The following is a 21703-nucleotide window of genomic DNA, read 5'->3' on the forward strand; positions in this document are numbered from 1 at the left end:
TGCTCGACGTCCCACGGCCGGAAGGTCTTCGCCATGGCCGTACTCGATCACAACGCAGCTCCCGTGTCGATCCGGAGAATGCGCGGCCGATCGCCGACCTGGGGCAGGCCGACGGACCGCTTACGGGGCCAGGCTCCTAGCCGCGATCGCGGCGTGACGCCGTCGGAGAGCTCGGCCGGGCTCTCGGGCGGCGTCGTTCGCGTTTCGGGCGGCGTCGTTCGCGTTTCGGGCTACGCGCCGGCGGCGGCGCGGACCAGCGCGCGCTCGGCGATCGCGAGATCGTCGGCGACGAAGATCGTGAGCTCGTCGAGCTGGCGGCCGTCGCGCTGGCCGGCGACGATCGTCGCGAGCGCGGCGACATCGACGACGACCGCGTGCGGCAGCGCCGCGGTGTCGAGCTTGCCGGCCAGCAAGTTGACGTGCGTGCCCGAGCGCAGCCACGCCGGATCGATCGTCACCGCGGGATCGGTGGCGCAGACGATGTCGGCGGCGCACGCGGCGCGCGGCTCGCCGCGGCGGATCTCGCGCGGCTGAAACCACAGCGCGTGGGTCGCGAGGCAGCGCTCGCCATCGCCGATCACGCCGATCGTGCGCGGCGTGCCGACCGCGAGGAAGCGCGAGGCCAGCGCCGCGAGGCACGCGCCGGCGAGCGCCGACAGGCCGCCGCCGCTGGCGTAGGCGATCATCAGGCCCTTGCGGCCGTGGGCGTGATCGACGAGCGCGCGCTCGACCGCGGCGACCGCGAGCTGCGGCGTCAGGCCGGCGATCACCGCCTCGCGATCGAACTCCTTGCGCGGCCGCGGACGATCGATCGTGTCCTCGGTGTCGTCGTCGTCGCCGGGCCCGGCGTCGCCGCCGCCCACGCCCTCGGTGGTGTCGCCGCGGCCCATCAGAAATCGGCCTGGCGCGGCGCGCGCGGGAACGGGATCACGTCGCGGATGTTCTCGATGCCGGTGGCGTAGAGGATCGCGCGCTCGAAGCCGAGGCCGAAGCCGGCGTGGGGCACGGTGCCGTAGCGGCGCAGGTCGCGGTACCAGTTGTAGTCGTGCTTGGGCAGCTTCATCTCGTCGAGGCGCGCGTCGAGCACATCGAGGCGCTCCTCGCGCTGGCTGCCGCCGATGATCTCGCCGATGCCCGGCGCCAAAACATCCATTGCCGCCACGGTCTTGTTGTCATCGTTGAGCCGCATGTAGAAAGCCTTGATCCCCTTTGGATAGTTCATCACCACCACGGGGCGGCCCACCAGCTCCTCGGTGAGGTAGCGCTCGTGTTCACTCTGCATGTCCATGCCCCACGAGACGGGGTACTCGAACTTCTTGCCCTTGGCGATCGCCGCTTCGAGCCGCTTGATCGCCTCGGTGTAGTCCATGCGCTCGAAGGGGCTCTTCACGAAAGTCTCGAGCCGCTGCACGCAGGTCTTGTCGACGCGCTCCACAAGAAACGCCATGTCGTCGGCGCGCTCGTTCAGCGTGGCCGTGAAGATGGACTTGAGCAAACCCTCGGCGAGCGTGGCGTCGGCGGCCAGGTCGGCGAAGGCGATTTCCGGCTCGATCATCCAGAATTCCGACAGGTGCCGCGATGTGTTGGAGTTCTCGGCGCGAAAGGTCGGCCCGAAGGTGTAGACCTTGGAGAGGGCCAGGCACCAGCACTCCACATTCAGCTGGCCGCTCACCGTGAGGTGCGCCTCCTTGCCGAAGAAATCCTTGTGCCAGTCGATCGTGCCGTCGGGCGAGCGCGGCGGATTGACCGCGTCGAGCGTGCTGACGCGGAACATCTGCCCGGCTCCCTCACAATCATTGGCGGTGATGATGGGCGTGTGGATCCAGAAAAATCCATTGTCGTGGAAGTAGCGGTGGATGGCCATCGCCATGGTGTGGCGGATCCGCCCCACCGCGCCGAAGGTGTTGGTGCGCGGCCGCAGATGCGCCACCTCGCGCAGATACTCGTAGGAATGCGCCTTGGGCTGGATTGGATAGGTGTCGGGGTCGTCCACGAAGCCGCAGACGCGGATGGCCTCCGCCTGCAGCTCAAGCGTGGGCACCTTGCCCTGGCCCATGACCAGCTTGCCGTCGGCCTCGATCGAGCAGCCCGCCGACAGCTTCATGATTTCATTCGCGTAATTGGCCAGCGCCGCTGGGGCCACGACCTGCAGCACTCCCTGGCAACTTCCATCGGAGACATTGATGAAGCTGATCCCCGCCTTGGAGTCGCGCCGGGTCCGCACCCAGCCTTTCACGCAGACACTCTTGTCCAGATGGGCGGCTTGGGAATGAAGGATGTCCGTGATGGCGGTCGACTGCATGGTTGCTCCGGGGAATGGTGCATCTTGAGTCGAAGCCCGCGTCAGGGCAACCCGGTCGAATTGGCAGTAGATGGGAAGCGGGAATCGACCAACCCAATATAAGTCCTATAAAACCATGTACTGACTCGTCAAATCATTGATTTAGTCTTATAACAGGTTCAAATACAGACATACAAAGTGGCCCAATTGGTACGGCAATTGCTTTGAAAACCGCAATGCGTAACGTTTCGCCAACTCCCGGCACTCCGAACCCCCAATCCAGGGTGGGTTCGCAGTGCAATTCCGTGGGCGGGCCCAGGCTGAACCTGTTGCTCAGTCACGGCTGCTGGCGCGACGACACCTTCGCTGAACAACTTCCTCCGCTGCTTCGCCCCATGGGGGTGCATTGCGTGCAGGCCCGCTCCGCCAGCGAGGCGAGCCGCGTGCTTGAGACGCAGCGCATCCACGTTGCTGTGGTCGATGTCAGCCTGCCGATGGAAGATGGCGTGCTGGGCGTGGACCCGGCGGGCCCGCGCATCCTGCAAATTCTCCGCCGGCTCGAGCAGCCCCCGCCCACCGTGGTGGTCCGCCCGCCGCAACCCAGCGCCCGCGAGGCTGTCCGCAGCCTGCAAAGCATGCTGCAGGAGGGCGCCTTCGCCGTCATTGACCGTCCGTTCCCAGTCGAGTCCATGCTGGAGCTGCTCCGCAGAATCCTGCATCGACATTACGCAAATGTCTGGCCAATGCGGCCCGGCCTTTGATTCATTCACCCCGTTTTGAAGGAGACACTTTCATGAAGGTTCGACCACTTGGCGACAAAATTCTTGTGAAGCGCGACGAAGCCGCGACGAAGACCGACAGCGGAATCTTCCTGCCGGAGAGCGCGAAGGACAAGCCGAAGCAGGGCAAGGTCATCGCCCTGGGCACCGGCCCACTCAACAAGGACACCGGCGCGCGTTTGCCGTTCAGCGTGAAGAAGGGCGACACCGTCATCTTCTCCAGCTACTCGGGCACCGAGGTCAAGATCAACGACGAGACCTACCTGATCGTGACCGAAGAGGACATCCTCGGGGTCGTCGAGTAATTCACTCGCCCCGCACACCGCTTTCAATTTCAACACTTCAACTTCAAAGGACACACAATGGCTGCAAAACAAATCACGTATGAGAACGACGCCCGCGAACGGATCCTCCGCGGAGTCCAGAAACTCGCCAAGGCCGTCAAGGTCACCCTCGGCCCAGCCGGCCGTGTCGTGGTGCTCGAGAAGAGCTTCGGCGCCCCGACCGTCACCAAGGACGGCGTCACCGTCGCCAAGGAGATCGAGCTGGAGGACGCCTACGAGAACATGGGCGCCCAGATGGTCAAGGAAGTCGCCAGCAAGTCCAGCAAGGACGCGGGCGACGGCACCACCACCGCCACCATCTACGCCGAAGCGATCTTCCAGGAAGGCCTGAAGAATGTCACCGCCGGCGCCAATGTGAACGCGGTCAAGCGCGGCATCGACGCCGCGGTCCGCACCATCACCGACGAGCTCAAGAAAATGAGCAAGCCTGTGAAGGACTCCAAGGAGATTGCCCAGGTCGGCTGCTGCTCCGCCAACCAGGACATGGCCGTGGGCAAGATCATCGCCAACGCCATGGACAAGGTCGGCAAGGACGGCGTCATCACCGTCGAGGAAGGCAAGAGCCTGGAGACCGAGGTCGAGCTGCTCGAAGGCATGCAGTTCGACAAGGGCTGGCTCAGCCCGCACTTCGTCACCAACCCCGCGACCATGGAGTGCGTCCTTGAGGACGCCTACGTGCTCGTGAACGAGAAGAAGATCAGCGCCGCCAAGGACCTTCTGCCCATCCTGGGCAAGATCGCCGAGAGCGGAAAGGCCCTTCTGATCGTGGCCGAGGACATCGACGGCGAAGCCCTGGCCACCCTGGTGGTGAACAAGCTCCGCGGCGTGCTCAAGGTCTGCGCCGTCAAGGCGCCGGGCTTTGGCGACCGCCGCAAGGAGATGCTGGGCGATATCGCCACGCTCGTCGGCGGCGAGGCCGTGATGGAAGAGCTCGGAGTGACGCTGGAGAACCTCACGCTGAACCAGCTTGGCCGCGCCAAGAAGATCACCGTGGCCAAGGAAACCTGCACCCTCGTCGAGGGCACGGGCAAGACCAAGGACATCCAGGGTCGCATCGAGCAGATCAAGGGGCAGATGGAGAACACCACCAGCGACTACGACCGCGAGAAGCTCCAGGAGCGTCTCGCCAAGCTCGCCGGCGGCGTGGCTCAGATCAATGTCGGAGCGGCCACCGAAGTCGAGATGAAGGAGAAGAAGGCCCGCGTCGAGGACGCCCTTCACGCATGTCGCGCGGCGGTCGAGGAAGGCATCCTTCCCGGCGGCGGCGTGGCTGTGCTCCGCACCCGCAAGGCTCTTGATCGACTGATCAAGTCGCTCGAGATCGACGACGAGAAGGTCGGCGTGGAGATCGTTCGCCGCGCCCTCTCGGCTCCGCTGAAGCAGATCGCCACCAACGGCGGCTTGGACGGCTCGATCGTGGTGCAGAAGGTCGAGGAGTCAAGCGACACCAACTTCGGCTTCAACGCCCTGACCGGCGTCTACGAGGACCTGGTGAAGTCGGGCGTGATCGTTCCAACCAAGGTTGAGCGAGTCGCTCTGCAGAATGCCGCGAGCATTGCCGGGCTGCTGCTGACCACGGATTGTGCGATCACCGAGATCAAGGAGAAGAAGGCCAAGCCGGAGATGCCGGGTGGCGGCGGCATGGGTGGAATGGGCGGCATGGACGGAATGGATTTCTAAGTCCGGCACCCCCGCCCGCGCGAGGCATCGCACGGGTTTGTTTGATGTCAAAGACAAATGGGGTCTTGAGGCGCACGGGCGCTTCAAGACCCCATTTCATTTTTAAGCCCGATTCGATTCAGGCGCCAATCTGTCCTCTCAAAGTGCGAAGCCGATTTACTTCGCGGTCAGGAAGTCGCGGCCCAGGATTCCATCGATGGTGAACACATGGAACGAAGTATTCACCTGCGTGTCGTAGTTGAAGTTGGCGCCTTCCTTGCCCTCGGGGCCGGTGAAGTAGCCGCCGTAGTTGCCCCACGGACCGGGCAAGGTTGAAATGGTGTCATTGGCGTACAGGCCCTTCTCCTTCGAGGTCGAATTCGAGAGGCCGTTCGAATCACGCACCTGGGCGTTGGCGCTCATGCTGTCGTTGCAACCGCTGAGCGACACATGTCCGTCATAGAAAAGAGTGGCCGGCGCGGAATTGACGCACTGATTGAAGAAGTAGGGAGTGTCGTTGGAGAACTTGGGATTGAAGTCCGGTCCCTCCTTGTTCTGCAGCCACTGATGCTCGAGCATTCGGGTCTTCAGGTCGGGGAATGCGGCTTGGCCGACGCTGGGAGAACGGAAGATCGCGGGGGGGAGGCCGGCTCCGGTAAAGGAAATGCAGCCCTTGCGCGATCCGAACGCATCCGGCCCAAACATGGCGGCCGGGCTGAAGCAGTAGGTGCTTTCAATCCAGCCGTCGGGATCCTCGCAGAGCATGGCAAAGTCGTCGCCCTTCTCAAATGCAGGCTGGGCACGCTCCATGGTGTACTTGTCCTTGGGGGCGTAAAAGACCTTGTCGTAAAACTTGCTGTTGATGTACTGGCTGAAGGACCTGGCGTTTGGAGTCCTCCAGGCGCCCGCGCCGTCGGTGCCGGGGGAACTGTTCCAAGTCGAGGAGAGGATGATGGGCAGCGAATAGGAAAGCGAAGGGGCTTCGCACGCGCTTGGGGCCTCGCAACACGTCCACCAGGCCCAGATGCCTCCGCCTGTGTTGCATTTGCCGATGTAGCCGCCGTAGCCCAGGATCAAGGATGGTGGGCAAGCACCTGTGGCCGCCCGGTATTGCGCCTCAGCAGAAGTGGTGATGCTCGTCAGGGGCTGTGCCAGATCGTCAAAGATGAAGGTCACCTGGCGGTCGGACCAATCGGCGCCATAGCTGCCGCAGGCCGCAGACATGTTCCGCAGGTTTGCCAGGCTTTGTGTGGTCAATGCCGAATCGCGGGCCTTGCCGACCGCTGGAATGAGCAGCGAGAGCAGCAGGCCGATGATCGACACGACGACAAGAAGCTCGATGATGGTGAACCCGGTCCGGCGGAAATGTGTTTTCATGATGGTGTCCCGTTTGAGGAAGTGAGAGAACCTGCGGCCATTCTACTTCCGGGCACCGAATATCTATAGACCTGCGTCGCGGTCAATTTGGGAAAATAACCCGGGTTTTCCCATTCCCTGGCGCGCATGGATGGGGAATGTCCGGGTTCCGCACGGCAAAATGAAAGAAGCCGCATCTTTCGATGCGGCTTCTGGAGTTCTCATCCGTATTTGGTGACCCAAGTCACGCAAACCAGTGTCTCAGATCCATCACTTCGCGGTCAGGAAGTCTCGGCCCAGGATTCCATCGGTGGTGAACACATGGAACGAAGTGTTTACCTGGGTGTCGTAGTTGAAATCCGCGCCTTGCTTGCCATCCGCACCCGTGAAGTACCCGCCATAGTTGCCCCATGGGCCGGGCAGGTTCGAAATGGTGTCTGATGCGAAGAGGCCCTTTTCCTTGATGGTCGACCCCGATGCTTGGTTTGAATCGCGCAGCTGGGCGTTGGCGCTCATGCTGTCATTGCAACCGCTCAGGGAAACGTGTCCGTCGAAGAAGAGCGTGGCTGGAGCGGAATTCACGCAATGATTGAAGAAGTAGGGAATGTCGCCGGCGAACTTCGGATTGAAGTCTGGGCCTTCCTTGTTCTGCAGCCACTGGTGCTCGAGCATGCGGGTCTTGAGGTCGGGGAATGCGGCTTGGCCGACGCTGGGCGATCGGAAGATCGACGGGGGAAGCCCGGTTCCGGAGAAGGAAACGCAACCCTTCTTGGAGCCATACGCGTCGGGCCCGAACATCGCCGCAGGGCTGAAGCAGTAGGTGCTTTGAACCCAACCATCGGGATCTTCGCAGATCAAGGAAAAGTCTTTTCCTTGTTCCAAAGCAGGTTGAACACGCTCCATGGAGTATTTGTCCTTGGGGGCGTAAAAGACTTTGTCATAAAACTTGCTGTTGATGTACTGGCTGAAGTTGCGCACATTGGGCATTCTCCAGGCGCCAGTGCCTTCGACGCCGGCGTCAGCAGTCCAACTTGCGGCCAGAATCATCGGAAGCGAATAGGCAACATTGCTGGAGCTACCCACGCTTTGTGCCTCGCAGGTAGTCCAGAACCCCCAAATGCCGTCAGGGCCGCCATTTCCACACTTGCCGATGTAGCCGCCGTAGCCCAAAATCATCGAAGGTGGGCAGGAACCGGTGGCCGTCTTGTACTGGCCCTCGGAGGCGTTGCTGACGCTAGTAATGTGCTGGCCGAAATCGTCGTAGATGAAGGTCACCTGACGATCGCTCCAATCGGCGCCGTAGCTGCCGCAGGCGGCGGACATGTTGCGCAGGTTTGCCAGGCTTTGCGTGGTCAACGCAGAGTCACGGGCCTTGCCAACAGCGGGAATAAGCAACGAGAGAAGGAGGCCGATGATCGAAACGACGACAAGAAGTTCGATGATGGTGAACCCCGTCTGGCGAGAGTTTGATTTCATAGTGGTTCCAATGTTGAAGAAGCGGTCAAAAAACACTTTCTGAGACAAATGTCAGCAATCATTTCTGGCCGATGGTGTCGCGGCCAAGAATGCCGTCCGCAGTGAGGACGTGGTAGGAAACATATTTTCCATCGAAGTAGGCTCCGTTGTCGAACGCGCCGAAGGAGTAACCGTTGGTCATGCCGGTAATGTCCGATCCCGATGCGAAGGATCCCTTGATCTTGGGAACCACGCCAGTCACAAGCGAATCAGCTTTCACGGTTCGGTTGTAACAATCAACCGCTTCGGGAACTCCGAGTTGGGCGATGTGACCGTCAAAGAACACGGTGCCCGGGGTCGACTGATAGCCCTGGTTGAAGAACCAAGGCATGCCGCCGGTGCCGCGAACGGCTGGGCTGAAGGAGTCGGGATTGGCGCCGCCGGAGCCCCACTTGGAGCCGTCCATTGTGTCAAGGTTAGGCTTGTTCTGAAGCCACGAGTGCTCCATGCAGCGAGTCTTGAGATCGGGGAAGGCAGCCTGGCTGGCGGCCGGTGAACGGAAGCCTGCGGGTGACTTGGTTGGATCCTGGAAGCCCTTCTTCTTGGAGAGAACATCAGGTCCCCACATGGCGGCGGGGCTCCAGCAATAGGTGCTCAGAACCGTACTTTGAATGTCGGGGACGCCGGCCAAGCCGACCCAGTCGCCACCGGCTTCCAGCATTGTAGAAGCCTTCTCAAGAGTGACCTTGTCCTTGGGGGCGTAGAAGATCGGATCGTAGAAGCGACTGCCCATGTACTTGTTGAAGCTCTTGGCGTTGACGAGCCTCCATGAGCCGAAGTTGCCGGTGCCGCTCAGGTTGAAGTCGCAGGGCCAGTAGGCCTTGGCGACATTGCAATTTGCATTCGGAGCCTGAACGCCGCAGGTCGGTGCCTGGGGAATGAAAAAGCCAATCGAGGTGCCATCGGTGGTGAAGCCCAGAACGAGCTGAGCCGAGCAGCGCTTCAGCGAAAACTTGGTGCAATCTCCGGCGTAGGCAGGCAGGCCGAGGTCGTCGGCGACGGCAGTCCACTGACGATCCTGGAAGTCTGCACCATAGATTCCGGCTGCCTGCGCGATGGCGCGAAGATTGGATTGACTTTGGGTCAGCAGGGCGGAATCACGCGCCTTGCCGATGGCCGGAAGGAGAATTGCGACCAGAAGGCCGATGATGGAAACGACAACGAGAAGCTCGATGATGGTGAAACCCTTGCGCATGAAAGGGGTACTCCTTGTTTGAGTGGTCGGCGCAATGCCGTAAGTGGAATGGATCAGCATGTTTGGTCGAAAAAACCTTCGGGGCATCATTCAATAGAGATAGAGTCGTGTCAACAATTCGGGGGTCTTGAACGATGTGTTCCGTGAATAGCGAAAGTAACGGACGATTATCATACCTTCGGCGTTTATTGGGGTGAACGTGAAAAGAATGCCTGCTTCGGAGAATTTTGCTGGTTTTGGAAGTTGAAGAGCGAGTCGCTCCCTCGGCGCGACGATGCCAAAGGAATCCACATGAAGCTTTACACCAAGTCCGGAGATGATGGAACAACGGGCCTTTTTTCCGGCGCACGGGTGAGCAAAGATCATCAACGCATCGAGTCTTATGGGACTATTGACGAGTTCAACGCATCGCTAGGTATGTGCTGTTCGGCATGCGACAAGCACAATGCGTTGCACAAGAGGCTTCTGGAGATCTTTGCGATCCTTCAAAGTCGGATGTTTGACATCGGCGCCGATCTGGCGACTCCGGAAGGTGCGAACAACGAGGGCAAGATCAAGCGCATCAGTTCTGAAGATGTGGCGGAGATTGAAGGGTGGATCGACGAAGTCGACGCACAAAACACGCCGTTGAAAGCCTTTGTGATGCCAGGCGGAACCGAGCTGGCTTCCAGGATTCACCTGGCAAGAACCATCTGCCGCAGAGCCGAGCGCGAAATGATCAGGCTGAGTCATGGTGAATCGCTGGGAAGCAACCTGGTGATTTACGTGAATCGGGTCAGCGATTTTCTGTTCGCGGCAGCCAGGTTGGCTAACAAGCAAGCCGGAGTTCAAGATGTGCCATGGATGTCATCAAGATCGCGTAAGTAGTCGTCATAATGTATGCAATCGAATAATTGCATCATGAGCACCATCGGCATTTCGAGATAAATAATAGCAAATTCGCCACAGAAGCCATCACTTTGGTGCGTAATTGATCAATATGCCGAAATTAGACTGATTTTGCTGCCTTTTTGACCCTGTTTGGGTAAATAGGGGAGGCCAATCCAAGGGATTTACCCTTGTGAATCATGCCGATCTTGGAGATTCGTTCCCAGGCGAACTTGGCGTTCTTCAAGGATTGTTCGATGGAGATGGATCGACGGCCATAAGCCCGGGCGACAGTTTGGGTGGTGCCGCTGCCTGAAAATGGGTCGAGCACCAGGCTCTCCTCGTCGCTGCAGGCCAGAATGATTCGCTCCAGGTAGGCCTCGGGGAGTTGGTTGTGGTGCTGCTGGCGGCGCTCATTGTTGTTGCCCTGCACTCTTCCAAAGTAGGGGCCATACCAGACATCCATCGGCAGGCGCAGACCCTTCTGGGATTCCTTGGCCATGGTGCGCTTGTCGCCGTAGATCGAGGCCCGATCCGAAGGCTCAAGAATTGGATCGGGATTCCAGATTCGCTTGTCGGGGTTCTTCACAAAGTAGAGCGCATGGACCTTGCTCATGATGAAGCTGGTCTGGCGGTTCTGGCCGAATCGAAAATGCCAGACGCACCAGTTCATCATCACCAGGCCTCGGCGCTTGAGGTGCAGCACCACCTCGGCTGCGGTGTCGTCGGGGATGTTCACCCACAGGCTTCCGCGCTCCGAAAGCATGTTGATGCAGCCGTCGAGCCAGTCGAAGGTGAATCGCTCATAGGCGTCGCGCGGCATGCCATCCTTCCAGCCTTCGTAAGGGACTTCCCAGTTGAAGGGCGGATCGGCGAAGACCAGGTCGACGGATTCCCGATCGGGAAGGCAGGGCAGCACATCGCGGCAGTCACCGACATAGAGCCGCGTGTCGGGATCGGTGGTGGCGAAGGAGGGCTTCGCCGCGGCTTTGGACTTCACGGTGTGCGCGGGGCACTGATCACCGAAGAGGCGGATGTCGGCCTTGGCCATCTCGGCGGAGGCATTGCGCATGACAATGGTGGCGCCCTTGGGAAGCGCGTAGCCGCCGGAGCGCGCAAAGCCTCGAATGCGCTTCTTTTCAGCCATGTTTACGCCGGGGTCCCGAAGACACGGTCGCCGGCATCGCCAAGGCCCGGGCGAATGAATGCACTTTGATCCAGCTCTCGATCGAGCGCCGCGGTGAAGATGGGAATGTTGGGATGCGTCGAAAGCATTTTTTCAACGCCGATCGGCGCCGCGACCAGGCAGATCATCTGAATGTTGTCGCAGCCCAGCTTGCGAAGATGGTCCGCGGCATGAACCGCGCTGCCGCCGGTGGCGAGCATGGGGTCGACAATAATGACGGGACCCGCGGAGATGTCCTGGGGAAAGTGCGAGTAGTAGTGGATCGGCAGCTTGGTGTTTTCGTCGCGTTGAATGCCGATGTGCCCGACGCGCGCCTCGGGGAAAAGCCGCAGGATGCCGTCGGTCATGCCCAGGCCGGCGCGCAGGATCGGGACCAGCGTGACCGGCTGCAGGAGCCGTTTGCCTTGGGCCGGCTCCAGCGGAGTCTGCACCGTGTAGGTGGTGGTGAGGAATTGTCGCGAAACCTCATAAACCATCAACCCGGCGATTTCATTGAGAAGTCGGCGAAAGTGCTCGGGGGGCGTGATGTGGTTTCGGGCAAGGGAAAGCTTGTGCTGAATCAGCGGGTGTTCAAAGACGCGCAGATTGGTGAATTGCTTCGATGGAGTGAGCACGCGCGGAGTGTACGCGCGGCGATCGATTCAAGTCACTGCTGGTTCAACTGACGGAAGCTTGCCTGGGCCGCGGTGACCTGGGCCTTGTAGGCCTCGATCTGCTTTTGCATCTGCTGCTTGTTGGCCACCATCTGGTTCAGCTGGGCCTGCATCGCGGCGGCATCGGCGGGCGAGGGCTGCGCGCCAACCGGGACCATGGCTGGAGATCCGCCCGTGGCGCCGCCACCGACCAGCTGTTCCGCCGGCGCGCGAGTGAGGACCAGGCGCACCGTGCCCACGGTCGCGCCACTCTGGGTGTAGAGCATGGTCCAGCCGATCTGGTCTGTCTGCGAAAAATCGATCAGCGTGGTGATGGTGCGCGAGGCGTCGGTCTGCGTGGGGATGGCGCTGACTGTTTGGAGGGTGAGCTGCGAGAAGCCGGGATTGAAGGAGCCCTTCTGCCAGATCATGCTCGGGTCTTGGTCTGTGAGCAGGTTGCGCTGAAAGAACTGGCCACCGGAATTGAAGCCGATCGTGTCCACTTCCTGGATGGCGGCGGCGCCATTGTTCAGGACCGTGTCGCCGAAGAGGAAGACACCGCTCAAGGCCCATTGCCAGACGGCGCGGCCCTGCAATCGTTTCTCGACCTGGCCCGCGGGGGAGACAGCCTCGCCCGCGACATTCCAGGCGCCAATGAGGCGCCCGAGCAGCTCATGCGCCTGCTCAGGGGAAAGTTTTGGCGCCTCGTCGGTCTGGGCATTCGGGGCCGAGGCGACGGCCGTGGATCGCTCCTGAAGGAACGCGATGGCGAACACTGCGAAGGAAAGGGCAAGCACGAAGGCGGCGCGGGCGGAGTTGATCTGCTTCATTCCGCCAAAGATATGCGATCCAACCGAGGGGAAACCCGGGGAAATTCGCTGCGTCCAGCCCTACTTGAATTTCGAGATGCGCTGATCTTCGTGGGGGGCCAGCAGGAATGCGATCACCGAAGTCCAGCCCGTTTGGTGCGAGGCGCCGACGCCGCGGCCGTTGTCCCCATCGAAGTACTCGTAGAAATGCACATTGCCCTTGTAGGCCGGCGATTGATCGAGGATCGGATAGTCGCGGTGGACGGGGCGGACGCCATCGGGGCCGGGCAGAAAGAGATTGATCATCCGCTTGGCCAGGAAGAGGGCGATCTCCTTCAGGTTCATCATGACGCCGCTTCCGGAGGGGCATTCCACCTTGAAGTCCGGGCCGTAATAGTAGTAGTAGCGCAGCAGGCTCTCGACGACCAGGAAGTTCATCGGGAACCAGACCGGGCCGCGCCAATTGGAGTTGCCGCCGAAGGCGCGGGTGTCGCTCTCCGCCGGCTGGTACTGCAGCTCCCATTTGCAGCCGTCGATCTCCAGCACATAGGGATGATCCTTGTGCTCCAGGCTGACGCTGCGGATGCCGTAGGGGGAGAGGAATTGCTTTTCATCCAGCGCGCGCAGGAGCAGCGCTTTCATGCGGTGGCCGCGCAGCAGGCTGAGCAGGCGCGTCTGCCCGCTGCCCGGGGAGTTCCATCGCGAGATCAAGCTGGCCAGGTCGGGGCGGCGCTCCAGGAACCACTTGAAGCGCTGATCAAGCTTGGGATATTTCTGGAGATCGTTCGGATCGATGACGATGACCGCGAAGAGGGGGACCAGCCCCACGATGCTCTTGACCTTGATGGGAATGGTGCGCCCGTCGGGCAGTTTCACGATGTCGTGGAAGAACTGGTCTTCCTCGTCCCAGAGGTCGATGCCCAGCCCGCCGAGGTTGGTGGCGGCCTCGGCGATGAGCAGGAATTGCTCGAAGAATTTTTCGGCGATGCTCTGGTAGGGGCGGCCGGCGTTGGAGAGTTCCAGCGCGATGCGCACCATGGAGGTGCAGTACTTGGCCACCCATGCGGTGCCGTCGCTCTGAAGGATGATGCCGCCGGTGGGCAGCGGCTTGCTGCGATCAAAGACCCCGACGTTGTCCAGGCCGAGGAATCCACCCTCGAAGATGTTGTGGCCGTCGCGGTCCTTGCGGTTGACCCACCAGGTGAAGTCCAGCAGCAGCTTGTGGCAGATCTCCGAGAGGAACTCATGGTCCGGCGCGCCGCCCATGTTCTGCTCGATCTGGTAGATGCGGTAGGCAGCCCACGCCAGGACGGGCGGACTCACATCGCCCAGAGCCCACTCATAGGAGGGCACCTGACCGTCGGGATGCTGCATCCAGGGCTGCACGATCTGCCAGAGCTGGCGCTTGGCGCGCTCGGGATCGATGAGCGCGAGCGTGACGGCCTGGAAGGCCAGATCCCAACTGGCGAACCAGGGGTACTCCCATTTGTCGGGCATGGAGAGAATGCACTCGGCGTCGATGTTCTCCCACTGGGAGTTGCGGCCCTGGAAGCGCTCGGCGGGAGGCGGCGGCGAAGTGGGATCGCCGCGGAGCCAGTCATAGATGTTGAACTTGTACCACTGGAAATTCCAGAGAAGTCCGGCGAAGGCCTGGCGCTGGATCGAACCATACTCGGGCTTGTCGGGATGGCCGTCGAGCGGCTTGTAGAAGGCGTCGGCCTCCGCCTGGCGCTGGGCGAAGATGGAATCGAAATCCGCAAAGGCGTCGCCCTTGGCAGCGGCTGGGCGAAGACGGGCGCGCATGGTCACGGACTTGCCCGCGGGCACGCTCATCTTGCGGACGAAAGCGGCCTTGGTTCCCTCCTTGAGGGGATTGACCGCGGCGCGATTTCCATTCACCACGCAATCATTGATCGCATCCTTGGGGTGAAGGCCGGCGGCCAGCGGAACCTCGAAGCATTTGAGCGTGTTGGTCTCGTTGTCGCAGAAGAGGCATTCGTCGGATTGATCGCAGGTAAGCGTGAGCTCGTCCAGCAAGTGGGGGCAAAGGCGGATCGCGCCGCGCTCCTGCAATCGCATCGAGGGCTTGGTGGAGTCGTGGTCCCAGCTCCAGTGATTGCGGAACCAGGCTTGCAACAGCACATGCAGGGTGGCGGCCTCGGGACCGTGGTTCTTCACGGACACGCGCCAGAGAATGTCGTTGGGATCCGCCTTGGCGTACTCGACGGTCACGTCGAAGTGGCGCAGATCCGAGAAGGCCTCGGTGTCCAGCAACTCGTACTCCCGGGCGTGCAGGCCGCGCTCGCGATTCTGCACGATGAGATCCTCGTAGGGATAGGCGCGCTGCGGATACTTGTAGAGCATCCGCAAGTAGCTGGCGGTGGGCGTGGCGTCCTGGTGCCAGTAGAGCTCCTTCACATCCTCGCCGTGGTTTCCCTGCGCGTTGGTAAGGCCGAAGAGTCGCTCCTTCAGGATGGGATCCTTGCCGTTCCAGAGTCCGATGCCCAGGCAGAGGCGCTGCTTGTCGTCGCAGAAGCCCGCGAGTCCATCCTCGCCCCAGCGATAGGCGCGGCTGCGGGCGTGGTCGTGCGGGAAATAATCCCAGGCGTTTCCATCCGCGGAATAATCCTCGCGGACCGTGCCCCACTGGCGGTCGCTGACCCACGGGCCCCACTTGCGCCAGCGATGGTCGCTCTTGTCCTCGGCCAGGCGCTGCCGCTCGGGATCCAGAGGCGCGGACAGCGGATTTCCTGCCTTGGGATTGCCGGCGCCGGGGCTTGGCGAAACGCTCATGCGGCGTATGAGAGCATGTTTTCCGCAACCCCACAAGCAAATTGGTTACGCTGTGGCCATGTTCGCGCCGGCGCCAAAAACACTTTTGATTGTTGCGATCGCTGGAGCGGCGCTGGGCGCGCTCGCCTCATGCGAGACCACGTCGACGCCCGTCGACGAGTCGAAGTGGTTGCCCAAGCGGACCGATCCTGCGCCTGCGGTTCAGGCGGAATCACCTCCGGCCGCGCCGGTGCCCGCGACGGCGGCCACCACAACGGATGCGACATCGACGAAGCCGTGGGACGCGCATGCGGGAAATTCCCCGAAGTCGGCGCTCGCCACCCCGAGCGCGCAGCAGATGACCGAGTACCTCTCCGGCGGGACCTGGGTCCTGCTCGACGAGAATGGAACGCGCCGCAGGAGTCTGGAGCTCAAGGCGGATGGATCGTTCACGGCGAAGTCGGATGGGCTCAGCGGCGAAAAGCCGGCGTTCGAGGGATTGATGGTGCAGGCCAAGGGGCGATGGTCGGCGAAATCCGGCGAATTGCGCCTGACGCCGAGCGACGGCAGCCCGGTCGTGGTGCAGCTGGTGTGGCTTGGCGACAGGCGGCTGATCATGATGAACGGCGAGTCCTGGGTGCGGACGCAGTGAATTGATTTCATCGGCGCCGCGCGGACTCGAACCGGCAAGTCAACCTTCGTCGGCGCGCATGCGAACGATCTCGTCGCGCATCTGGTCGAGTACGCGCATCTTGGCGTGGCGGATGGCCGCCTCGCTCATGCCCAGATCACTGGCGACGCTGGCGATTGGCTCGCCGCGCACGCCGTAGCGGTCGAAGGCCTCGAGCGTCTTGGGCTGGATGTTGGTCTTCACCTTCTCCAGCGCGCGGCGGACCAGGTGCTCGGTCCACTCGCGATCCCACGCCGCGCTCAGGTGGCTCTCTCGCTCGGGCGGATCGAAATCCTCGGGCAGGCCCACGCCGGGGCGCTTGCGCCGATGTCGGTCGCGGATCGCGTTGAGGGTGATGCGCTTCAGGTAGCCGCGAAAGCGCCCCTTCGCCGGGTCATACTCGAAGACGCGCGACTGGCGGAAGAAGCCGAGCATGACATCCTGGAGAATGTCATCCACTTCCTGCGGCTTGGCGCCGGCATTGCGGGCGAAGCCGGCGATCACGGGGCCATACATCGCGGAGAAGTCACTCCAGCCGAGCTGGCGGTCCAGCGTGCCGTCGGCGCGCAGGCGAAGCAGCATGGTGGCGCTGGTCTGGTAGGGGTCCGTTGATTCGGCCGGCGGCGGAGGGACTTCGGGAATGTGATGATCGCCGTCGCCTTCGCCGGTGGTGCGGACCACAAAGGTCCACGGGCCGATGGAGAGCACATCGCGATCGTGCAGCAGGACCTTCTCGTTGGCCTCAAGGCGGACACCGTTGAGCAGCGTGCCCAGCGAGCTGGTCGCGTCCTCGATGGTGGCGCCGGCGCGGTCGTTGCGAAGCACCGCGTGGCGGCGCGAGACGGATTCATCGTCGAGCACAAGCCCGGAGTCGTTCGCCCGGCCGATGATGCAGGTGGCGGAGCCGTCCAGGTGCACGCCGGGAGAGGGCGGCCCCTGGGCGCGGATGAGCGAGACAAACCCGGTTTTCTTCCGCGCGACGCTCATGGATGCGTGGAATCTTGCACGCAACGGCGCGGCGATGCAAGCGGCGAATTCATGAGGCCGTTGGATGGGCCGCCGCGATGTTCACCGACCGGGAGCGGCGGCGGGGGGTTTCGGGATCGAATCGGCGAGCGATTGAATCTGCTTTGCAAGATCTTCCTGCGGTTCTTGCGCCTGGAGCAGCCAATTCTGCGCCCGCATCAGCAGGTCGGCGGCCTCGGCGGTGCGACCCTCGTCGATTTCGATGCGGGCGAGTTCAAGCAGCGACCGGGCCACATCGTCTGCATCGGAGGGCTGCTCCGCTTCGAACTGCTTCTCGGCGGTCATGGTGATGGAGTGCGCGTCGGCGAAGCGACCGGTGGCACGGTAGGACTCCGCCAGGAGAAGCTCGGCCTCCGCGAGCAGACGCGGCTGGCCCCTCGATTGCAGCAGGTCGATGGCGCGGGTGAATTCCTGCGTGGCCAGTTCGTCGTGTTTGAGCGAAGTCCAGAGGCGACCCACGGCAACGCGGGCCCGCGCTTCCATGACCGGGTTGTTGCTGAGTCGGATGCCGACAAGGCGGCTGGCTTCGGTCAGGATCTCCTGGGTGGTGCGCGGTGGGGCGCCGGGCGTGGCCACGATCTCGGTGAGCAACTCAGTGACAAAAAGAAAGGCGTCTTCGGCATTGCGGGCGGAGATCTCCGACCGATCCTTGGCGGCCAGCGCGCGGGCGCGCTCCGAGAAGGCGGTCACCACGCTGGCCGCGATGGCGGCAAGGGCGACAGTGGTCAGGATCACGGCGACGAAATTGTGGCGCAGCAGTCGATCCAGTCGGCGCAAGGGAGAATCGGGGCGCGCCTGCACGGATTCGCCGCGGCGGAAGCGTTCCAGGTCCTGGGCGAGGGCCAGCGCCGAGTCATAGCGGCCGCGCGGATCGCGGCTGAGGCAGCGCGCGATGATGGCGTCCAGGTCGCCGCGCAAGATCGAGACGATCTCGGCGGGTGAAGCGGATCGATTTTTTGCCGCGAGCCTCGCCTCCTGGCGCGGCAGTCGCGCGAACATGAGGTGCGCCGGGCGCGGAGCGGAGTCGTCCGGCGCGGCATCAGCCAGCAGGCGCAGCATCACGGCCCCCAGAGCGTAGATGTCCATGCGCGGGTCGGCCTCGACGGCGCGAAGGTCGCGGGCCTCAGGCGCCATGAAGCTGGGCGTGCCCACGAAGGCTCCGCTGCGCTCGTCGGGATTCACCGGATCGAACACGGCGCGGGCCACGCCGAAATCGATCACCTTCACCACCGGCTCGCCGGCATCAAGCGAGACCAGGATGTTGGAGGGCTTCAGGTCGCGGTGAATCACGCCGCGCTGATGCGCGTGGTGCACGGCGCGGCAGATCAGCGCCATCAGGTCGATCCGTTCGCCAAGTGAAATCCCCGCCACGTCGCACGCCTGCGTGACGGGCGAGCCGGCGGCCAGCTCCATCGCAAACCAGGGGCGGCCGTCGGCGGATTCGCCTGCATCGAAAACCTTGACCAGGCCGGGATGGTCCAGCAGCGCCACCATGCGCCGCTCGGTTTCGAAGCGGGCGCGGCTCGCCGAATCCAGGCGATCGGGCCGGAGAATCTTCAGGGCCACGGAGCGGCGCAGCGGCTCATCCTGCTCCGCGAGCCAGACGATCCCGAAGCCGCCCTCGCCGAGCACGCTGCGCAGAAGGTAGGGGCCGATCCGGACCTCCGTCGCGGCTTCATCGCGGCTGAGCATGCTGACCGCCGCGCTGCCGGATGTGGGAAGCATTTCCAGGGCCTTGGACAGGGCGGATCGATCCTGGTGCAGCAATTCCTGAAGCGCGGCGACGCGGCGCGATGGGGGAAGCGACGCAACCCGGCGCACCGCTTCCTCGGCTGTGGGAACCTTCATCGCCATGCGTGCATGGTAAGCGCGGGGGCGGCTACCTTGGACGGATGCCCGCGGACTTTTCATTGACCGGAAGGACGGCGCTGGTGTGCGGAGCCACGCAGGGAATCGGCCGCGCCGCCGCCATGGCGCTGGCCGCCGCGGGTGCGCGGGTTGTGCTCTCAGGGCGCAACGACGAGGGGCTTGCCAAGGCACTGGCGGAGCTGCCGGCGCCGGGCGGAGCGAGGCACGAATCCCTGCTGATGGATCACGCGGACCCGGCGGCCATGGAGAAAGCCGCGGATCAGCTGGTGGCGAGAATCGGCGCGCTGCACATTCTGGTGGTGAACACCGGCGGTCCGGCGGCGGGATACCTGATCGACGCCTCGACGCAGGAGATCGAGAAGTGCATGACGCAGCTGCTGTCGACGGCGCAGAAGCTGGCGCAGGTGGCGGCGCCGGGCATGCGCAGCGCGAAGTACGGACGGATCGTGGTGGTGGGCAGTACCAGCGTTGAGCGGCCGATCCGCGGGCTCGGCGTGGGCAACGTGGTCCGCGCGGCGATGGCGAACTGGACGCGCACGCTCGCCGGCGAGCTGGGTGGTTTCGGCATCACGGTGAATCTCGTGATGCCGGGCTCCACGCGGACGCAGCGGATGGAGTCCCTGATTCAGGGGCGGGCGCAGCGCTCTGGAAACACTCCGCAGGAGGTCGAGGAGCAGATGATTCAAAAGATTCCAGCGGGAAGATTCGGATCTCCGGAGGAAGTCTCCGCGGTAATCGCCTTTCTAGCCTCGCCGGCGGCGGGCTATGTGAATGGCGCTTTGATACCGGTCGACGGCGGATTGCTCTGCACGCAGACGTGATCGAAGATCCGTCGCAGTTGCAGTGGAGCGATCGCCGCGCAAGAGCGGTCGCATTTCACATGCGATCGCTACCATGACCGCGTGAAAAACACCTTTCCATTTTTCGGATTCGTCCTCTGTGCTTGTCTTCTGATTGGGTGTCGTACAGACCTCCACCCTCAATCGTCAGACACAAGTTCAAAAACCGGTGCGACCGCGGCCGCGCTGCGATGGGCGGGATCGTTCATGGACTCCAGCGGAACCTCGGGCGGACCCATGCGAATGGTGGTCGACCAATCCGGCCGGGTGCGCGGCAGCATGACCGACTCGGTGTGGTCGCACGCGAACCCGACTTCGCCGCCGCGCATGGGCTCGGTGAGCGGAACGCTCGGACCCGGCCAGGATCTGGCATTGACCGTGGCCTGGACCGGCGGCGCGAGCGATTCCTATTCCGGCACGTGGTCGAATCCATCGCCGGGATCGTTCGGTGCGAACTTGAAGGCGAACTCCGCCAACGGCCAGAGCCGCGTCGACCAGGTCGCTCTGACGCTGCATGAGCAGGGGATGTCCGGCGCGCCGCCCTACGGCGTGGCCCAGCAATCGGTCATGCCGGATTTTCAGAGGCAGTGGACCGGCACGTGGACGGTGAACTGGTACGACGGCGGCGCGGATTGGGGAACTGGATTGGTGAGAGTGACGGCGGCCGGGGTCCTGAGCGGTTCGTTGGCCGACGACGGATTCAACACCACCGCGTGGAACCAGGCGGTTTCCGCGACGATCGCCGGCAACGTAGCGCCCAACGGCGCGACCACGGCGACGGTGACCTGGTCCGACGGTCGACCCGCATGGTTGATGGTGGGCAAGGCCTTCTTCACCAACCCCGAGCAGTTCCAGTTGAACTTCACCCCGGCGAACCAGAACCAGACGGCGGCGAACACGATCACGATGACCTTCATGCGCGGGCAGTAAGCGAGCGAGTCCCAACCTGATTGATGGAACGGCGCAGTAGAATTTTCCGGTGATTCCGGATTCTGAGCCCGTTGCGCTTTCCACCGAGAGCGGAGGCTCTGTTGCGCATCCGAAACGGTGCCGGCAGTGCGGCTATCTGTCCCCGCAGGATTCCGCGACGGAGTCCTGCTCCGAATGCGGCGCATCATCCCCATGGTTGCGGGACGAGAATTCCTTGCAGAATGAATCTGAGCGGGTTCTTCGATCCATCCGGCGCGGAGCCGGGTGCATGGTGTTGGGATGGACGACGCTCCTCGTTCATTTCTTCTTGAATCTCGCGGCTGTCAACGGTATTGCGCCGCCCGTTGTGCAGGCGACGCTTCTGAGCGCGGCGGTGGAAATGGGAATCATCGTATTGATTCTGGCAGCCGTGCCATGTCTGCTCGCCGCATTGCGGAACCGCCCGAAGTCGATCCGGCGATCGTTGATTGCCGGAGGCGGGGTCATCGCGACGGGCGCGATCCTTGCGGGAATTCGGAATGCCTACGTCTTGGCCATCACCGCCGTGGTCTTTCTCGGCAATCAAACCTTCATTCCACAATTCAGTGCGCTGAATGAATTTATTCGAACGTTCGGGGAGCTCGCCGAAATCGTGGGGTGGGCGCTGTGCGGCGCCGGCTGCATCATCGTTGCCCAGTCCTACTTCAGGTGCATGCAGAAACGAGTTTCATTTCGACGGATCTTTCTGCTCGTCGCCGCGCCGAGCATCGTCGGCGCCATCGTCCTCACGACCGTTGCGGTGTTGGCCATTCGGATGGAACCCGGTGTGAAGCCTCGATCGGTCGTCGAAGAAAACGTGCGTCTCTTCGCCTATTCGCTTTGGTACCTGGCCACGATCGTGCTCGTGCTGGTCGGTGCGTTGAACATGTGGCGGCTTCGGCGCGGCGTGAGGACACTGCTCGAGGAAAATCAACGCACTGCCCCGTGCAACTGAC

19 protein-coding genes are annotated in these 21703 nt (G+C 62.6%); 8 read left to right on the forward strand and 11 right to left on the reverse strand.

Annotated features, from left to right (window positions below):
• Positions 1–230: 230 nt before the first annotated feature.
• Positions 231–890: a hypothetical protein gene (locus K8R92_07660; protein ID MCE9619771.1), complete on the reverse strand. Its 660-nt coding sequence runs from the start codon at positions 888–890 to the stop codon at positions 231–233.
• Complete coding sequence (asnS, locus tag K8R92_07665; protein ID MCE9619772.1) at positions 890–2302, reverse strand: asparagine--tRNA ligase; 1413 nt, start codon at positions 2300–2302, stop codon at positions 890–892. Before asnS ends, K8R92_07660 begins: the two co-directional genes overlap by 1 nt.
• A gap of 215 nt (positions 2303–2517) precedes the next feature.
• Between asnS and K8R92_07670 the strand changes: the two genes are divergently transcribed.
• Genes K8R92_07670 through groL form a run of 3 tightly spaced genes read left to right on the forward strand, consistent with a single transcriptional unit; the run spans position 2518 to position 5084 of the window.
• Complete coding sequence (locus K8R92_07670) at positions 2518–3042, forward strand: hypothetical protein (GenBank protein ID MCE9619773.1); 525 nt, start codon at positions 2518–2520, stop codon at positions 3040–3042.
• A gap of 32 nt (positions 3043–3074) precedes the next feature.
• A complete protein-coding gene (locus tag K8R92_07675; GenBank protein ID MCE9619774.1) occupies positions 3075–3365 on the forward strand; it encodes a co-chaperone GroES in 291 nt (96 codons plus the stop codon).
• Positions 3366–3422: 57 nt separating this feature from the next.
• A complete protein-coding gene (gene groL, locus K8R92_07680; GenBank protein ID MCE9619775.1) occupies positions 3423–5084 on the forward strand; it encodes a chaperonin GroEL in 1662 nt (553 codons plus the stop codon).
• A gap of 156 nt (positions 5085–5240) precedes the next feature.
• Here groL and K8R92_07685 read toward each other — a convergent pair whose 3' ends face one another.
• The 3 genes from K8R92_07685 to K8R92_07695 form a co-directional block, all read right to left on the reverse strand.
• Positions 5241–6440, reverse strand: coding sequence for a prepilin-type N-terminal cleavage/methylation domain-containing protein (locus K8R92_07685; GenBank protein MCE9619776.1), 1200 nt, complete (start codon positions 6438–6440; stop codon positions 5241–5243).
• 249 nt (positions 6441–6689) lie between these two features.
• Complete coding sequence (locus K8R92_07690) at positions 6690–7895, reverse strand: prepilin-type N-terminal cleavage/methylation domain-containing protein (protein MCE9619777.1); 1206 nt, start codon at positions 7893–7895, stop codon at positions 6690–6692.
• 58 nt (positions 7896–7953) lie between these two features.
• Positions 7954–9129: a prepilin-type N-terminal cleavage/methylation domain-containing protein gene (locus tag K8R92_07695; protein ID MCE9619778.1), complete on the reverse strand. Its 1176-nt coding sequence runs from the start codon at positions 9127–9129 to the stop codon at positions 7954–7956.
• Between the two features lie 291 nt (positions 9130–9420).
• On the opposite strand from K8R92_07695, the gene K8R92_07700 reads away from it, so the two are divergent.
• Positions 9421–9996, forward strand: a complete 576-nt coding sequence (locus K8R92_07700) for a cob(I)yrinic acid a,c-diamide adenosyltransferase (GenBank protein MCE9619779.1) — start codon at positions 9421–9423, stop codon at positions 9994–9996.
• A gap of 121 nt (positions 9997–10117) precedes the next feature.
• Here the strand turns inward: K8R92_07700 and K8R92_07705 are convergent, their stop codons facing one another.
• From K8R92_07705 to K8R92_07720, 4 genes are read right to left on the reverse strand one after another with little or no spacing between them, the layout of a single operon-like run.
• Positions 10118–11143 (reverse strand): hypothetical protein, encoded by a 1026-nt coding sequence (locus K8R92_07705; protein MCE9619780.1) that lies wholly within the window; start codon positions 11141–11143, stop codon positions 10118–10120.
• A gap of 2 nt (positions 11144–11145) precedes the next feature.
• A complete protein-coding gene (gene upp, locus K8R92_07710) occupies positions 11146–11796 on the reverse strand; it encodes a uracil phosphoribosyltransferase (GenBank protein MCE9619781.1) in 651 nt (216 codons plus the stop codon).
• Between the two features lie 32 nt (positions 11797–11828).
• On the reverse strand, positions 11829–12644 hold the full coding sequence (locus K8R92_07715) for a DUF1579 family protein (protein ID MCE9619782.1): 816 nt from the start codon (positions 12642–12644) through the stop codon (positions 11829–11831).
• Between the two features lie 60 nt (positions 12645–12704).
• Positions 12705–15353, reverse strand: a complete 2649-nt coding sequence (locus tag K8R92_07720; GenBank protein MCE9619783.1) for a glucosidase — start codon at positions 15351–15353, stop codon at positions 12705–12707.
• A gap of 121 nt (positions 15354–15474) precedes the next feature.
• On the opposite strand from K8R92_07720, the gene K8R92_07725 reads away from it, so the two are divergent.
• A complete protein-coding gene (locus K8R92_07725; protein ID MCE9619784.1) occupies positions 15475–16047 on the forward strand; it encodes a copper resistance protein NlpE in 573 nt (190 codons plus the stop codon).
• 39 nt (positions 16048–16086) lie between these two features.
• Here the strand turns inward: K8R92_07725 and K8R92_07730 are convergent, their stop codons facing one another.
• Together K8R92_07730 and K8R92_07735 are read right to left on the reverse strand one after the other, a co-directional pair.
• Positions 16087–17052: a sigma-70 family RNA polymerase sigma factor gene (locus K8R92_07730; GenBank protein MCE9619785.1), complete on the reverse strand. Its 966-nt coding sequence runs from the start codon at positions 17050–17052 to the stop codon at positions 16087–16089.
• 81 nt (positions 17053–17133) lie between these two features.
• Positions 17134–18945, reverse strand: a complete 1812-nt coding sequence (locus tag K8R92_07735) for a serine/threonine protein kinase (protein ID MCE9619786.1) — start codon at positions 18943–18945, stop codon at positions 17134–17136.
• A 38-nt stretch (positions 18946–18983) separates the two neighbouring features.
• Here K8R92_07735 and K8R92_07740 point away from each other — a divergent pair, with 38 nt between their 5' ends.
• The 3 genes from K8R92_07740 (at position 18984) to K8R92_07750 (ending at position 21702) form a co-directional block, all read left to right on the forward strand.
• Positions 18984–19781: an SDR family oxidoreductase gene (locus tag K8R92_07740; protein MCE9619787.1), complete on the forward strand. Its 798-nt coding sequence runs from the start codon at positions 18984–18986 to the stop codon at positions 19779–19781.
• 225 nt (positions 19782–20006) lie between these two features.
• Positions 20007–20729 (forward strand): hypothetical protein, encoded by a 723-nt coding sequence (locus K8R92_07745; GenBank protein MCE9619788.1) that lies wholly within the window; start codon positions 20007–20009, stop codon positions 20727–20729.
• A 268-nt stretch (positions 20730–20997) separates the two neighbouring features.
• Positions 20998–21702, forward strand: coding sequence for a hypothetical protein (locus K8R92_07750; protein MCE9619789.1), 705 nt, complete (start codon positions 20998–21000; stop codon positions 21700–21702).
• Position 21703: the final 1 nt, after the last annotated feature.

It is taken from the genome of Planctomycetota bacterium (assembly GCA_021414025.1).
Classification (GTDB): domain Bacteria; phylum Planctomycetota; class Phycisphaerae; order Phycisphaerales; family SM1A02; genus SYAC01.

Bases quoted from the DNA above. Each gene is read 5' to 3' on its own strand.
- K8R92_07660 (MCE9619771.1), bottom strand. From the start codon at position 890: ATGGGCCGCGGCGACACCACCGAGGGCGTGGGCGGCGGCGACGCCGGG.
- asnS (MCE9619772.1), bottom strand. From the start codon at position 2,302: ATGCAGTCGACCGCCATCACGGACATCCTTCATTCCCAAGCCGCCCAT.
- K8R92_07670 (MCE9619773.1), top strand. From the start codon at position 2,518: ATGCGTAACGTTTCGCCAACTCCCGGCACTCCGAACCCCCAATCCAGG.
- K8R92_07675 (MCE9619774.1), top strand. From the start codon at position 3,075: ATGAAGGTTCGACCACTTGGCGACAAAATTCTTGTGAAGCGCGACGAA.
- groL (MCE9619775.1), top strand. From the start codon at position 3,423: ATGGCTGCAAAACAAATCACGTATGAGAACGACGCCCGCGAACGGATC.
- K8R92_07685 (MCE9619776.1), bottom strand. From the start codon at position 6,440: ATGAAAACACATTTCCGCCGGACCGGGTTCACCATCATCGAGCTTCTT.
- K8R92_07690 (MCE9619777.1), bottom strand. From the start codon at position 7,895: ATGAAATCAAACTCTCGCCAGACGGGGTTCACCATCATCGAACTTCTT.
- K8R92_07695 (MCE9619778.1), bottom strand. From the start codon at position 9,129: ATGCGCAAGGGTTTCACCATCATCGAGCTTCTCGTTGTCGTTTCCATC.
- K8R92_07700 (MCE9619779.1), top strand. From the start codon at position 9,421: ATGAAGCTTTACACCAAGTCCGGAGATGATGGAACAACGGGCCTTTTT.
- K8R92_07705 (MCE9619780.1), bottom strand. From the start codon at position 11,143: ATGGCTGAAAAGAAGCGCATTCGAGGCTTTGCGCGCTCCGGCGGCTAC.
- K8R92_07715 (MCE9619782.1), bottom strand. From the start codon at position 12,644: ATGAAGCAGATCAACTCCGCCCGCGCCGCCTTCGTGCTTGCCCTTTCC.
- K8R92_07725 (MCE9619784.1), top strand. From the start codon at position 15,475: ATGTTCGCGCCGGCGCCAAAAACACTTTTGATTGTTGCGATCGCTGGA.
- K8R92_07730 (MCE9619785.1), bottom strand. From the start codon at position 17,052: ATGAGCGTCGCGCGGAAGAAAACCGGGTTTGTCTCGCTCATCCGCGCC.
- K8R92_07735 (MCE9619786.1), bottom strand. From the start codon at position 18,945: ATGGCGATGAAGGTTCCCACAGCCGAGGAAGCGGTGCGCCGGGTTGCG.
- K8R92_07740 (MCE9619787.1), top strand. From the start codon at position 18,984: ATGCCCGCGGACTTTTCATTGACCGGAAGGACGGCGCTGGTGTGCGGA.
- K8R92_07745 (MCE9619788.1), top strand. From the start codon at position 20,007: ATGGACTCCAGCGGAACCTCGGGCGGACCCATGCGAATGGTGGTCGAC.
- K8R92_07750 (MCE9619789.1), top strand. From the start codon at position 20,998: ATGGTGTTGGGATGGACGACGCTCCTCGTTCATTTCTTCTTGAATCTC.